The following is a 13,999-nucleotide window of genomic DNA, read 5'->3' on the forward strand; positions in this document are numbered from 1 at the left end:
GGCCCCGGTGGCGGGGTGGCAATGATTGCTGCTGAAAGCCCAGCTGTTTTCCAGCAGCGGGCAGTTAAATCCTGCGCACGGGCCGCGAAGAAGCGTTCCCTTGGCTGTCCGATGCCTCAGCCGGGACGCAGCACCATGGGGTCCGGGGCAATCAAGGGGGAGCTAGAAATCCTGCCAGAGGTTGCGGGCGGCATTTCCGCTGCTGGTTTCGGGAGCCGCGCAAGGCGCCGGGCTGGTCTCGATTTCCCAGTCATCATCGCCATGCGCAGAAGGTGCCGGCTGGGGAGCGGGGATTGCCGGGGCCGAGGCAGTACTGCCGCCGGTTACCCGGAAATGCGCCACCAGTTCCGAAAGTTTGCCGGCATCAGTGTTCAGCATATGGCCGGCCGCGGTGGCTTCTTCCACCATCGCCGCGTTCTGCTGAGTGACCTGATCCAGCTGAGTGACACCTGTGTTGATTTCGTGCAGCCCGGTTGATTGTTCGGCCGCGCCTTCGGCAATGCCGGAAACCAACTGAGAAATATGAGTGACCTGCTCGACGATGCTTTGCAGCGCCTCGCCTGCTTTGCCAACCAGATTGACGCCGCGCTCAACTTGCCTGGAACTGTCGCTGATCAGCGTCTTGATTTCCATCGCCGCGCCGGATGAGCGCTGCGCCAGGGCGCGCACTTCGGAGGCAACCACCGCAAAACCCTTGCCGGCCTCGCCAGCGCGTGCTGCCTCGACACCTGCGTTCAGCGCTAAAAGGTTGGTCTGGAAAGCGATGTCGTCAATCACGCTGAGGATTTGCGAAATGTGGTTCGAACTTTGTTCGATCTCCGCCATGGCGGTGACGGCATTTTGCACAATGACGCGGTTGGCTTCGGCCTGCAAGCGCGCCTCCTCCATGGTGGTTTCAACGCTGCTGGCGCCTTCGGCAGCGGATTTGACCGAGGCGGTCAGCTCATCCAGCGCCGCGGCGGTCTGCTCCAGCGTGGCTGCCTGGCTTTCGGTGCGATGCGACAGGTCGTCTGAAGCCTGACTGATCTCGGTGGCGCCATTGCGGATGCTGCCTGCGGCCTCGATCACCTGGGCCACAGTGGAACTCAGCGTTTCGGAGGTCAGGTTGAAGTCCTGGCGCAGCCTTTCATGTTCTTCCGGGAAAGCCTCGGTCAGATGGAAGGCAAAGTCGCCCTTGGACAGGCGCGACAACCCGGTCCGCAAACTGTCCACGACCTTCTGTTGCTGGCGCTGTGTTTTCGCGCGTTCCTCTTCGGCGTTGCGGGCCTTTTTCAAGTCCCCCTGCATGTCCACAATTGTTCTGCCAATTGCGCCGATTTCATCCTGCCGCTCCGCCTCGGCAATGGCGATGTCCAGACCGCCTGCTGCAACCGCTTTCATGCTGGTGCAGATGTTCGCAACCGGCCGGGTGACGGCGCGCGCGGCAAACAGGACGGCGGCCAGCAGCACGGCGCTGGCGACAATCAGCCCGGCCAGCAGATAGCTGTAGCGGCTTGAGATTATCCGGGTTTGGGCGCGAGATTATCCGCGATTTCGGCTCAGATTATCTGAGACTGTAAGTCGGTTCGGGATCACATTACTTGCGACTGGGCTCAGAATAATTGAGACAGGCTCACATTGCTGAGACTGGGATCGTTGGGGTGAGATTGTCTGCTCTCGTTCACAGGGATAGCCCTGCCATCCGCATCCGGTCTGCCAATTCTCGTGTCCGCGCGGGTTCGAGCTGACCACACAGGAAACGTTTGATCTCGGCTGGCTTGGACTGGAATTGATCGGCCAGCACCTTCACGGAATAGCCCTGCCGGGTAAGGCGAGGCTCCAGGTCGTCGAAGTCTGGTGCCAGGGTTGCAGAAACGATGTTTGAAGTGATCGGTTTCTGACCGGTGCGGAACCCGGCCTCCAACGCCCGGTTCAGATACTCAGCAATCTGCAAGGGTGTGGTCAGGCGTTCGGCCAGCAGATCCAGCGCAGCCGGTTCGATAACCTCATCGAGTTGCGTGTCATCCTCGGTACACTGATCCAGCAACCAGTCGAGATAGCCTCGGGCATCTTCGCCCAATCCTTCAAATGGCAGAATGTCGGTGCGGTGGCCGATTTCTTCCATCGTCGGGCGGCGCAGGTCGTTTCGCAGCTTTGGGTGGCCTACCAGAACCACGGATAGATTGCCGCCTCCGCGGGCGATCACTTCCATCAGGCATTTCAACCCGATCAGTGTCTTCCCGTGCAGGTCGTGGGCCTCATCCACGAACAGCGCGACGGGTTTACCGGAGCGGGCGACCAATTTCTGAAGTTCCCGCTCCCGTTTTTCGCCCTGCGTTGGGATTTTAGGTTCCTTTTGACGCGACAGGTCATAGAATAATGCCGAGATCAGGGTCGGTACGGTTGTGCGGGCTTTATCCACCGAAAGGCTCTCGGCAACGGTGACTTTCTTCTCGCTGGCAATCTCATCCTGCAAACGATGAAGAAACACGGTCTTGCCAATGCCGACAGGGCCTGTGACAGCGATCAGTCGCCCCGTCCCAATACCGGCCCGGACAGCGTGTGCGATCTGGCGATGGTTCTCGGTTTCATAAAACCCAGCAGCCCGCCAATCCTTGATCAGCCCATACCGTGTCATCATCTCGGCATTCAGCATTATTCGTTCTCCTCTTCAGCGGCCGGTCGCTTCGGTGAGAACCGGGCGGTGATCTCCTGTTTGATTGCCCCCTTGTCGAGCGTGCGGTCGACAAGTTCGTTGACGAAAATGAGGTCCTCATCCGTCAAACGTGCCAATGGTTTATGGAGCAGATCAGAGACCCCGCGTAGCGCATCCAGCCGGCTGCTGTAAGTGAACTCCCCATAGGGGTCCGGATCAACAAAGGGCTGGCTGGCAAACGGCAATACATCCGCAACCTTGGCCAGGCTCGAATCCAATCCGCTTAGCGCCGATCTCGGTACAGAGATCTTCTGCGCAAGATCTCCGATCCTGTCGGCCCGCACTTGTGTCTGGGTCTTTTTCGGTTTCCGGTAGCGATGCAAAGGAATTGGCCCGCCTGACGGGCGATAGGGGCCAAAGCGCTGGTCGCTCCACTCAATAAACAGTTCGTGATCAAACAGACCCCACCAAAGGGTGACGGTCTCGCCAGCCAGATCAGGGTCGACCTCGTAGAACGCCCCATCGACGCGAATGCGGGCGTCGCCGGCGACCTTACGGGTTTCAGGTTCGCGGGCGAAAGTACAGAACCGCTCCCAAGAACACATCTGCCGGATACCTGTTGATGGCAGGTTCTTCACCCAATCTTCGATCCGGCTGTGGGGCTCACGACGATGAGGCTGGGCATTATACTGATCGATGAAGCGAGCAAGCCAGGCATTGGCTTCCGCCTCGGTTTCGGGCTTGTGGAAATGGTACAGCGTCTCATGCGCCTCTTTCACGGTGCGGAAGGGACGCTCAACTTTACCTTTTGAGCGCGCCGTTGTGCGGCGGCCATCGCTGCCTGCTGGCTCATGGGTCATGACGCGCACGCCAAGCCGCTCCATGACGGCATGAAAGATACCACTCTTCGCAATCGGCCCATTATCCATATGATCGCATCAGGGATGCCTTGGAGTGCGGTTCCGTCACCTTCCTTCGGTGCCATGGCATTGAAGATAAACCGCAGCCCGCTCTCGACATCCTCGCCATAGACGCAGCGGTATTCCTGAAAGGAAGCGTCGGAACGATCATCGACAACGCTGAACAGCATGGGCACAGGCAGGCCCTTGCGGTTTGGATCTATCCAGGACGGCTGCTCGATCTGCTTCAGGTCCGATGGGCTGATATCGAACTGCCAAAGGGCATTGGATGTTCGCGCTTCAAATCTGACAGCGGCCGGTGCCCTGGTCATCCGGGCATGATCGTATCCCCAAAGACGAAGATACCGATTAACAGTGGCCTTGTTCAGTTGCCCTTTGGGAGCCTGGACCAATCCTTCAGGGGTTTCAACGCCATGATCTTCCAGCAACTCAATAACCCGAACCGTAGAAAGCCGGCGTCCTTTCTTGTTCGACGTGCGGATCTTCATGGCCGCGATGATCTCACAGTATCGCTCCAGTTCAGCGCGAGGGATGGCCCTCGGCTCCCCCCGGTCAACACGACGCAGGCCCTTGGGCCGCAGTTGCCCTGACAAAGCGCGATATACTGTGGCGCGAGAGACGCCATAGAGGCTGGCTATGCCTTCGATCAAAACCCGCCGCCCCGGATCACGGGGTGACAGGTCATCGAGTCTCCGGCGCAGATCAAGCAGCGCTTCAGCTGGAATGCCGCTCTCCTTGCTCATGCCGGATCTCTGTCCAGCAGTTTCTGACCGGCTGCTTTCGCGGTTCCGTCGCCGTTCACATATTCATAAAGCGTCGTTGTGGTGATCCCGAGCCGCTTCGCGAGATCGGAGGCATTGGCCTCACGATCCGCCATGGCTTTCATTGCCATCCGCAGCATTGTCACATCCATCTTACGAGGACGTCCGCCTTTCCGGCCCCGTGCCCGAGCTGCAGCCAGCCCGGCGCGGGTTCGTTCGGCGATGAGCTCCCGTTCGAATTCAGCGAGGCTAGCGAATATTCCGAACACAAGCCGGCCATTGGCTGTAGCCGTATCGATCTCGGCCCCTGCACCGGACAACACACGCAGCCCAACGCCGCGTTCGCGCAGATCATCAACTGTTGCGACAAGATGGCGGAGATCGCGCCCAAGGCGATCCAGCTTCCAGATGACCAGGGAGTTGCCGGGCTGAAGGGCTTTCATGCAGGCATCAAGCCCTGGCCGATGATCCTTCCGCCCGGACGCTCTATCCTCATAGATACGGTCAAGACCGACACCAGCCTCAATCAGCGCATCGCGTTGCAGATCGAGAAGCTGGCTCCCGTCCGCTTTCGACACCCGTGCATAGCCGATGAGCATGGCAACTCGCCCCGCCAGAATAGATAAGACGCAGCCTGCAACCTCACTATGATTTCCGCAACGGTTTTTCTGGCAATGAGCAAGGAGCTGCCCGACCCTCAATCAGACCACAAGAAAAACGTCCGTTTTCCTTGTGGTTTCTAAACCGAAAAGTAGTTGTCAGCTGCAGCGGACCTTCAAGCACCGCGCGGCGAAATCCCGGATCGAGCCCAATCTGAACCTTGGATTTTCTCGCCGCGCGCGCTCGCAGCACCAGAAATGCTGCACATGCCGAAAACCCGCCGCTGCCAAGTAACCAGAGAACCGGCCATTCAGGCGGCGTGCAGCGATGTTGGCACGGGGAATTCACAGATCGCGGGACCAACCGCCTTTTGCAAATGCAGCTGTTGCTGACGCAGCATCCGTTCGCAGTTGCCGCATGCTCGTCGCAGCATTGCAGCCGATGTCGCCATACCAGTCATTCAAAGTCAGGTCGAACACAGACCAGAAACCGCCCCTTCGCTGCAACCAGGATCAAGCATCAAGACGCCGGACAGACCCGCCTTTTGCCCGCGCCGCATTTTCTGATGCAGAAAACCATCGCGCTTGCAGCAGGGCATTTGCGGCGGGGCAGAGGATTTCACCGAACCGGTTGTTCACCAGTGTTAATCTCGCCGGATTTCAAACCGCCTATTCGCTGCGATCCGTTTCGACAATCAAGACGCGCAACGAAGCGGCAATGGACATTTTCCGTCCACAGACCAATTCCAGTACGCGGCCCTAAATATTGACCTGGGGAATACCAGGCGCAATATGGGTGGCGCGCACCAAGGCTGGCTGATTAGTCCGTTGCGAAGCAGTAAAATAGACCTGCCCCGCCGGAACGCGGCAGATGCTCCTCTCCGCATCCGCGCGAGCCGTGCGATGAGTTCCAGGACATCATATTTCGGGCATCGTTGAGACCTACACGGTCATGGTGCCCGACAATTGCAGAGCCATCTTCGCCATTCGAAGTCCAGTTGCTGCATGTAGTATCGCCACCTGCCGTCGAGAAGTGTCCGGCAGAATCGGAACCGGTCAGAATGTCGTGTTTGTTCGGCTGGCTGCCACGCCCGTTGACAGGGTTACCGATTTCGTCGAGCGCGGTCTGTAGATTAATGTTCACGCTATCACTGTGTAGGTCGTCGATATCGTTGGCGATGAGCTCACCCTTGGCATTGTACCAAGGGCCCGATCCGATCCTGTCGCGCGCGGAAGTGCCATTGGTAATTGTCATTGGGTCGGTGCCGCGATCAATGGTCATGGAGGTGCTCAGATAGGCCGCAAAGGTTTTGGAAGCTCCCGCCGCCGAAGCAAGCGCATTGCAATGAGCGTCTGCGCCATCGAGGCCGCCTAGATTGGCGCCGTCCCCCTTGCCCACACTTGTGACGAAGAAAGACATTTCCTGGCTTCCCGATTGCGCCTGGGCGGTCGCCGCGAAGCAGCAGATTACGAGCGCAGCAACCCCATGAGCGGCTGTTCTGTTGGTGAACTTCGACATGTGTGTCTCCCTTCGTGCTGTGTGGTTTCCCATGCTAGTCGCATGCGCTGGTTGGGTCCAAGGAATAGCGCTCACGAGTTGGAGAACATCGCAACGAAGCGCACCAAACATGTGCCGATGGAATTTCGGTCGGCACAGACGTGGTAGTCGGCTTTCGTCATTTCCGCAGAATACAGAAAATTGAGCTTTTCCGGCACTTTCGCCGTGCGATATACGAACGACCGGTCTGAGGGAGCACTCTTTCGCTGCGCTGTGATCGAACGCGTAAGACGCGGACAAACATGCTTTTCGCTGCAATTGCGAAACTATGTGCCACTGAACATAGCGGAAGACGGTCGAATTTCGGTCAGCATTGATTTGAGCTGGGACTGACGCTCGTCACTGACACACGACGGGTGCTACGATCCGTCCTTTCGGCACGGCCTGCCCTGCCTCAAAACACGACACTTTGCCGGGCCCATCCTTCCAAAGCAGGTTGGGATCGAAATGACATTTATGAGTTGTGTCGCAAATTCGCGCCGTGAAATGCACATGCGGGCGCGAACCGATCTCGACCAGCCCCGCCTTGCGCACATGTCCGATCACTTGACCCGGTTTCACCCGACTGCCCGAGCGCAGACTGTCGAGCGGTGTGATATGGACCAACCCGATGTAGACGGGCTTGCTCCCGCCTTGCCCTGTATTGATCCGGAAACCTGTCTTGATTAAAATCTGCCCCTCCCCGCAACGGATGATCTTTGATCGCCGATCTGATCCTGCCGCCAACCGGGGCAATCACGGGTGTTCCGGCGCGCGCACAAAAATCTATCCCCTCGTGACGTGTCACGATCCGATCCGGCTCAACGACACGGTAGGGCGCTCCAGAATAGTCTCGTTTCGAAGCGTAGTCATTGCACAGGTTGATGCCCCTCGGCACTGATTTCGCTCCGGCCAAGACTGGACTGCCATCCGACTTATAGACCTGCGCATGGGCTTTGACGCCAACCAGCAAAGCCGCCGTAAAGAGGCAAAGAGCGGCGAGTTTCCGTAGCGAGAAGAGCTGCTGAGCTGACATCACAAGAGGGTACAAAGCGAACGAATAGGGTGTCAACTTTGGGCTGGCCCTTCCGTCCGCTGCTGAGAGCGCAGACGGGCGGTCCGAGCCCTGAGCCGCCGTCGGCCATCTCGCGGCCTTTCGCATGTGCAGCGGGTCGCGAACGGAGCCAAGCGGACCTTCAACGCTCAACTACAGCAAGACTGCTACGCGGTCAGTTCTGACCGGCGCATTCAACGGCAGCGAACTCAGCAACGCCCTCATTTCGCCCATCCGTGAAGCTCGCGACCGTGACCGGCTCCTTCAGATCAGGAAAATGATAGACTGCATTGACGCTGAAGGCCCCCCCTGTCCGGCGACAGACCTTGAAGCAATGTCTGCACTACTCGGACGGAGGCGTTTTGCGCGGCGCCATCAGCTGTTCTTTCAGGCTCATCGGGGCGGTAGGTGGCTCATCGAAATTCAGCCCTTCCTCAAGATGGCGCAGGTGCTCATCCGCCAGCCGGACCAGCTCATCGGTGCTGCCCGCCTCCAGCGCATCGACGATCCGGTCATGCTCATCCTCAGCGCAGGAGGAGTTGCCGGAGGAAGAATAAAGCCCCAGAATAAGCGTGCTGCGCATGGTCATTTCCGACAGGAACCGCTCCAGCACCAGATTGCCCGCTATCTGCGCAATCCGCATGTGAAACTGCCGCGAAGCGCGCAACTCACCCGGTTTGTCGCCCGATTTATGCGCCTTGGCTTCCTCAAGAATGTTGTCCCGCAGAAAGGCGATGTCGTCCGCTGACGCCTGGCCGGAGGCATGCCGGGCGATGGTGCCTTCAATTGCCCGGCGCGCCTGGAAGATGTCGCGCGCCTCCTTCGGAGAAGGCGTCATCACAAAGGCGCCTCGGTTGGGGCGCAGTTCCACCACCTGCTGCGCGGCGAGCGACGCCAGCGCCCGGCGCACATTGGCGCGGTTGCAGCCGAACAGATCGCTCAGCGCCTGTTCGCCCAGCTTGGTGCCGGCTGGCAGGCGCTGTTCGGCAATCGCGTCGAGAATCGCGTTCACGATCAGATCTTCGGGAGAATCCTTCATCGGGCCCTGAAAAGTTTTTCTTGCACCGGGGCAACTTAAGGACCGCCGAGCCGCTTTGCAATGGCGCCTCAGAACAGGCTGGCTTGACTTGTTATCATTTATTGTTAACAATTTGTGATAACAAAGGAGGAGCGCATGAAAATTCTGGTCGTCAATCCCAACTCGACCGCGTCGATGACGGGGAAGATCGCCGAGGCCGCAGAAGCCGCCGCCAGCCCCGGCGTCACCATCCTGGGCGCGACCGCAGAAGGCGCCCCAGCCAGCATAGAAGGCCATTTCGACGAAGCGATGTCGCTGCCCGGCCTGCTGGCCCAGGTCGCTGCGGGAGAGGAACAGGGCGTGGACGGCATCGTCGTCGCCTGTTTCGACGACCCCGGCATCGGCGCATGCCGCGAGCTGGCCACCGGCCCGGTGCTCGGCATCTGCGAAGCGGCGGTGAAGGCGGCGAGCATGCTGGCGACTTCCTTTTCGGTGGTGACCACGCTGCCGCGCTCTGTCCCGGTGATCGAGCATCTGATCCACGGCTACGGCCTCAGCCATCAGTGCCGCCGGGTGCGCTCGGCCGCGATCCCGGTGCTGGCGCTGGAGGAGGAAGGGTCAGACGCGCGCCAAAAGATCCGCGCCGAAATCCTGCGCGCCATCGAGGAAGACCATTGCGAAGCGGTGGTTCTGGGCTGTGCAGGCATGGCCGATCTCACCGCCTGGCTCAGCGCCGAGACAGGCATTCCCGTTATCGACGGGGTCAGCGTGGCAACGCGGATGATCGAGGCACTGGCAGGCTGCGGCCTGAAGACCAGCAAGATCAACGGCTACGCACGCCCCAACACGAAATAATGGTATCGTCAGGGAGGACAACATGACCATGAACGCAGAACTGGAAGCCGCCGCCACCGGCGGCATTGAGGACCACAGCGGCAAGGGGATCGGGGAGGAGAGCCTTGCACCGCAGCAAACCCGGATTATGGATCCGTGGTCATATTTGTTTGCCTGGCTGGGCGGCTGTGTGTCGATCGGCACCTTCACCATCGGCTCCGGCCTGGTGGGCACGCTGAACTTGCTGCAGACCTTTGTGGCGATTGCCATCGGCTGCGGCGTGATCGGTGCAGCGCTGATGATCAATGGCCAGGCAGGCCACAAATACGGCATTCCCTTCATGGTGCAGGCACGCTCCGCTTTCGGCTTTGCCGGCACACGGCTGCCGGCTCTGGTGCGCTCGGTGCCTGCCATCGTCTGGTTTGGCTTCCAAAGCTGGATCGGCGCCGGGGCGCTGAACCTCGTTTCCGATACGATGTTCGGCTATGACAACATCGTGGTGTTCTTCATCGGCTTCCAGCTATTGCAGATCGGCCTGTCGGTGCTGGGGTTCCACGGCATCAAATGGCTGGAGAACATCGGCTCGGTCTTCATCATCGGCTCGCTGGTCTACATGTTCTTCAGCGTGATCAGCAAATACGGCGAGGAAATCTCCGCCAATCTAGTCAATGTCGAAGGCACCTGGGGCGCACCCTTCTGGGGAGCCACCATGCTGTTCCTCGGCATCTACAGCACCATGATGCTGAACGTGTCGGATTATTCACGCGAACTGCACCGCAATGTCGGCCCTTTCCGCCAGGTGGCAATCTATGCCAATTCGATCCTGCCCGCGACGCTGTTCATGGGTTTGATCGGCCTGATGGTCTCCGGCGCGACTGGCGAAGTGGACCCGATCAAGGTGTTCTCCAGCGCTGTCGACAACAAGCCGCTGCTGGTCATCACCCTGCTGTTCATCGCCTTTGCCCAAGTCACCACCAACATCCTGAACAATGTGGTGCCGCCGGCCTATGCTCTAATGGATATCTTCAAGATCAACTTCAAGACCTCTGCCGTGATCGTGGGCCTGCTGGCCTTTGCCACCTTCCCGTGGGAGCTGGTCAAGGATGAATCCGCAGCTGGTCTCAGCCTGTTCATTCAGACCTATTCCGCCTTCCTCGGCCCGATCTTTGCAATTCTGGTGGTGGACTACTTCGTGCTGCGCAAGCAGGAGCTGGACCTGGACAAGCTATATGACGAGAACGGCCCCTATCAGGGCGTCAACTGGGCCGCGGTGATTGCCATGGGTCTGGGTGTTGCGGCGGCGCTGATCTTCTCCAGCATCTCCTGGTATGCCAGCCTGTTGCCTGCCGGCATCTCCTACTATCTGCTGATGCAATATATGCCGGCGGCAAAGCGGTTCCTGGACTGACCACAGGGTACTGCACTTAATGGAAAGCCCCGCCGCTTGCGGGGCTCTCTTTTCGTTACTGTACAAATTTCGGCTAGAAGCTGTTACGAATGACAGCTTTCGCGGTTGTCTGCAGCCAATAAAATGTGAGTGGATCGCGCGTCATACCGCTCCCCGGCCCGTACCTAAGGATTTATGCGAATTACATTGGGCGGCGGGCCGCTCACCAGCAAGCAGTCGACAATTTCACACCAGCAGGGAATGTCTGTTCACCGCCCGACCTTCTGATGCCCTCGCAATTGCAGCAAGGATCGCGGAAATGCGGCGAATGGCAGCGAAGCCCCGCTCTGCGTGAGGTCGTGCCAGGCGCCGCGAAAGGCGGTTTGTCCCGCACCGGCCACTCGTGCCCGATGCGGCGAAACCGGGCTCCGAGCCCGCACCGAACATGTCAAAATTGTGCTGCACAAGCAAAGTGGAAGAATTTTTCTGCTCTGGCATAAAGAAACCGTCTGCGGTGCAGTGGAGATAGCGGCCATTCATGCAGGGTGCAGCGACTTTGAAGCCGTGAAATTACGCAGCGCGGGATCTTGCCGACTTTTAGCGTGTGCGCAGCACGTGCTTCAAGTTGCGCCGCTGTACGCAAAATTCAAACTAGTTTTTCCGCCCTGCGCGAAGCTCTACTAGACTTCGAAGTGCTCTTAAAAAAATCCGCCGGTCGCGCCAACCAACTAAGGATAGTAAGGTGACTGCTTCCTTTTGATCTCGCGGCAGATCGTCGGACGAAGCGGGCAATTCTGATGCAAACATGCGAGCCCTGGAAACCAGCAAAGCACGCGCATCTTCATCAAGCCCTTCCGTTAAACGAGCCCAAAAGGCGAGGCTTCTTCCGGAAACCTTGCACGCCTTATTCAAAAGCTCCAACTCGGCGCCGTGAAGGTCTGGAGCGCTTTCCTTTCCTTCCGCGTGCCATGGGTTTGCATCTGTCTGTTTCAAATGGAACTCATCCTATGCGCAAAACTGGACACACGTATTGATTGTTGTCGAATTAGTCACTTCATTCTAATGTTGTTGAGCTGCTTTACCTGTGTCAACCTTTCGAGTAAAAAGATACATGTGTGAACTTTTCTGGGGGAGCTATCATGATAGCTGATCGAATTGATGCTGCCTGTAAGATCGCGGGTGTGCGGTTGAAGAGGGCCTGTACAATTTCGGGAGTGAACTACGGCACTCTCAGAAGCCAAATGAGGAACAGTCGCGAGATTCCAGCTTCCACCTTGGCTCTTCTTTCCGCCGGATTGCACATACCCATTCAGTTTTTCTTCGATTTGCCGACTGAAACCCACGCAAGCGCAGCAAGCTTGAACCGATGGCGGGCGGCGGAGATGGCGAACGTGGAACATGCGGCCTGTGCCAGGGCAGGTTTCAACGTGACCACAGACCACATTTTGGACTGGTTTCAGCAAGAAAGCCGGCAACTGAAAAACTGGGAGTGGTTCGAAGATCAAGTTGACCTCTATGAACCCATAGAACCCACAGACAGGATAATGCACCCGATCCAGATTGGGAAACGCAGCGCGACTGCGGAGCGGTTAATGCTGGCAGGAAACCGCGACTTTTATCGGATCGTTGGCGGTTTTGAGGAAAGGATCCTTGAGCGGGCAATGCACTCACACAGAATGCTTGAGGAAGTTCCCTACATCGTTACAGATGAAGTGCTTGATGTCATCGTTAAGGGGCAAAGGGTAAGAGGCGGCTACCGTAAGGTAACAATGCGAGTGACCGACACTCAAGGAGAGCCGGTCACTGCAGTTTTCTCAAAGATTACCTGGCTCGACACTGCTGACAATGTGGGAAAAATGGACAGCGTTGAGGCCTAAAATCATCTGATCATTGGCCAAACCCTCTGGGACGGGTTCCGCCCAGCGGATTGCGTTCCGGTATTTGCCGTTGAAGCCATAATCGTCAGCGAGGCGCCGATGTTTGTAGGCAACGATCGTGTACATCCAATCAAAATCCCAGCGCATTGCTGCAAGAAGCTTCACATATTGAGCGAAATCTCCCAGCCGCCGTATGCCGCCTCTTTCATCTGGCGCCACCTCAATCCCGCCGAAGTAGATTAGCCTGCCCCTTAGTTCATCTACCAAGGGCTGCGACACGCTAGCAACGACGTTGTCTCTGCCAACGTACTTGGAGGCCGCGAGGTTCCGGAAGTAGTTTCCGAAGTCCTTCTCACCAAGGTCAACCAGCTTGGCGGAAATGCAAATAATGCACCGGCCTTCCTTCTTCAGAAATAGCCAAAGTGCGCGTCCTGAAAGCAGTTCATCTTCGCTGGTCTCTGACATCGGATGCACTTTCTTCTTTCCTACCTCCCGCAGAAGGGTTGGCAGTTCATCCGGTTTTTCACACACGTAAAGAGTAAGGTTGTCAGCTTTGAAGCGCTCTTCAATAGCCTGCATATGTGTGTGAATGTTCTGACGTTCCATTATCTTCTCCTGTTAAAAAGTCGAACTTTCACCCGCTTGGCGAGCGGGCAGAACAAGGATTCCCTTCTTTGGGGAGGCAGAACATGACTCATTTTAACGCCGGGGTTTTGAGGACAAGGTGAGCAGAGCGAAATCAATGCGCCCCAAGCCGGTGTAAGCTCTGGATCGCCTGCAGGAGGGCGGCACGTTTTTTGTTGCCTACCTGGAGCATTGGGCGTGGTGCGCCAAGGCGGTTGGATGGCTGCTTTCGGTGTGATGGACAAAAGATTTCGCACAGGCGGATTTTTAGTGTGGGGTCCCATGTCAACGGCCGCTCCGGAGCTACGAGCGGCCCAATGCGCTTGCAGTATCCAATCCGGACGGCAATGACAGCGAAGGGTTCCACTGCCGCCGAATCCGGTGCTGGTGCCGTATTCCAGAGCCGCCATTCATGCGTTGTGCCGCATTGATCGATAGGGGCTCGACAACGCTGTCCTCTGCGGTGAGCACGGACAAGCGGTTCGAGCCCTTTGCGGACCTTGGGTTGCGGCTACAATGCCCGGCCAGTTGTGGGAGAAAAAGTTGTCATTGAATGCCCTCTGTGGATGGCTCCTGCATTGCAAGACATTTTTTGGTGGTTTCAGCGGCGTTTTTGTCAGCACAGCCGTCTGTCCGGCCTGTTTTCGTGGCGGTCTGCCACTGGCCCTGATGATTTCCGCAAGCGAGGTTCCAATCGGCTCTACGGCCTCTTAGGGCCACGGACATTCCCGGAGTTTCCTGGCTCTTGGTTGA

Annotated in this window: 10 protein-coding genes and 2 pseudogenes; 3 read left to right on the plus strand and 9 right to left on the minus strand. The window is 57.9% G+C overall.

The window, feature by feature from the left end:
* Positions 1–162: 162 nt before the first annotated feature.
* The 6 genes and pseudogenes from A2I95_RS10475 to A2I95_RS10500 form a co-directional block, all read right to left on the minus strand.
* Positions 163–1,476: pseudogene (locus A2I95_RS10475) on the minus strand (methyl-accepting chemotaxis protein); the annotation flags it as partial.
* 184 nt (positions 1,477–1,660) lie between these two features.
* Positions 1,661–2,635 carry an AAA family ATPase gene (locus A2I95_RS10480; protein ID WP_291729702.1) on the minus strand — a complete coding sequence of 325 codons (975 nt, stop codon included), beginning with the start codon at positions 2,633–2,635 and terminating at the stop codon, positions 1,661–1,663.
* Positions 2,635–4,280, minus strand: a pseudogene (locus tag A2I95_RS10485) (IS481 family transposase). The gene A2I95_RS10480 and the pseudogene A2I95_RS10485 overlap by 1 nt, the downstream one beginning before the upstream one ends.
* A gap of 14 nt (positions 4,281–4,294) precedes the next feature.
* Positions 4,295–4,915: a recombinase family protein gene (locus A2I95_RS10490; protein ID WP_291729703.1), complete on the minus strand. Its 621-nt coding sequence runs from the start codon at positions 4,913–4,915 to the stop codon at positions 4,295–4,297.
* Between the two features lie 820 nt (positions 4,916–5,735).
* On the minus strand, positions 5,736–6,434 hold the full coding sequence (locus A2I95_RS10495) for a hypothetical protein (RefSeq protein ID WP_291729704.1): 699 nt from the start codon (positions 6,432–6,434) through the stop codon (positions 5,736–5,738).
* 1,415 nt (positions 6,435–7,849) lie between these two features.
* Positions 7,850–8,545 (minus strand): GntR family transcriptional regulator, encoded by a 696-nt coding sequence (locus A2I95_RS10500; RefSeq protein ID WP_291729705.1) that lies wholly within the window; start codon positions 8,543–8,545, stop codon positions 7,850–7,852.
* Between the two features lie 135 nt (positions 8,546–8,680).
* Here A2I95_RS10500 and A2I95_RS10505 point away from each other — a divergent pair, with 135 nt between their 5' ends.
* Both A2I95_RS10505 and A2I95_RS10510 read left to right on the plus strand, forming a co-directional pair.
* Positions 8,681–9,379, plus strand: coding sequence for an aspartate/glutamate racemase family protein (locus A2I95_RS10505; protein WP_291729706.1), 699 nt, complete (start codon positions 8,681–8,683; stop codon positions 9,377–9,379).
* Between the two features lie 22 nt (positions 9,380–9,401).
* Entirely contained in the window at positions 9,402–10,766 is a 1,365-nt protein-coding gene (locus tag A2I95_RS10510) for an NCS1 family transporter (protein WP_291729707.1), read from the plus strand.
* 630 nt (positions 10,767–11,396) lie between these two features.
* On the opposite strand, the gene A2I95_RS10515 is transcribed toward A2I95_RS10510, so the two are convergent.
* The gene (locus A2I95_RS10515; RefSeq protein WP_291729708.1) at positions 11,397–11,738 is read right to left on the minus strand and encodes a hypothetical protein; all 342 of its coding nucleotides are present in this window, start codon (positions 11,736–11,738) and stop codon (positions 11,397–11,399) included.
* Positions 11,739–11,884: 146 nt separating this feature from the next.
* Between A2I95_RS10515 and A2I95_RS10520 the strand changes: the two genes are divergently transcribed.
* Positions 11,885–12,622, plus strand: coding sequence for a hypothetical protein (locus tag A2I95_RS10520; RefSeq protein ID WP_291729709.1), 738 nt, complete (start codon positions 11,885–11,887; stop codon positions 12,620–12,622).
* Here A2I95_RS10520 and A2I95_RS10525 read toward each other — a convergent pair.
* Complete coding sequence (locus A2I95_RS10525; RefSeq protein ID WP_291729710.1) at positions 12,560–13,228, minus strand: hypothetical protein; 669 nt, start codon at positions 13,226–13,228, stop codon at positions 12,560–12,562. The two genes, A2I95_RS10520 and A2I95_RS10525, sit on opposite strands and share 63 nt — an antisense overlap.
* 564 nt (positions 13,229–13,792) lie before the next feature.
* Positions 13,793–13,999: hypothetical protein (locus A2I95_RS10530; RefSeq protein WP_291729711.1), on the minus strand; the 207-nt coding region annotated here is incomplete at its 5' end.

It is taken from the genome of Leisingera sp. F5, from assembly GCF_001593695.1.

Excerpts from the sequence above, each read along its gene's own strand:
- A2I95_RS10510 (WP_291729707.1), top strand. The coding sequence starts at position 9,402 with ATGACCATGAACGCAGAACTGGAAGCCGCCGCCACCGGCGGCATTGAG.
- A2I95_RS10525 (WP_291729710.1), bottom strand. The coding sequence starts at position 13,228 with ATGGAACGTCAGAACATTCACACACATATGCAGGCTATTGAAGAGCGC.
- A2I95_RS10490 (WP_291729703.1), bottom strand. The coding sequence starts at position 4,915 with ATGCTCATCGGCTATGCACGGGTGTCGAAAGCGGACGGGAGCCAGCTT.
- A2I95_RS10480 (WP_291729702.1), bottom strand. The coding sequence starts at position 2,635 with ATGCTGAATGCCGAGATGATGACACGGTATGGGCTGATCAAGGATTGG.
- A2I95_RS10505 (WP_291729706.1), top strand. The coding sequence starts at position 8,681 with ATGAAAATTCTGGTCGTCAATCCCAACTCGACCGCGTCGATGACGGGG.
- A2I95_RS10500 (WP_291729705.1), bottom strand. The coding sequence starts at position 8,545 with ATGAAGGATTCTCCCGAAGATCTGATCGTGAACGCGATTCTCGACGCG.
- A2I95_RS10495 (WP_291729704.1), bottom strand. The coding sequence starts at position 6,434 with ATGTCGAAGTTCACCAACAGAACAGCCGCTCATGGGGTTGCTGCGCTC.
- A2I95_RS10520 (WP_291729709.1), top strand. The coding sequence starts at position 11,885 with ATGATAGCTGATCGAATTGATGCTGCCTGTAAGATCGCGGGTGTGCGG.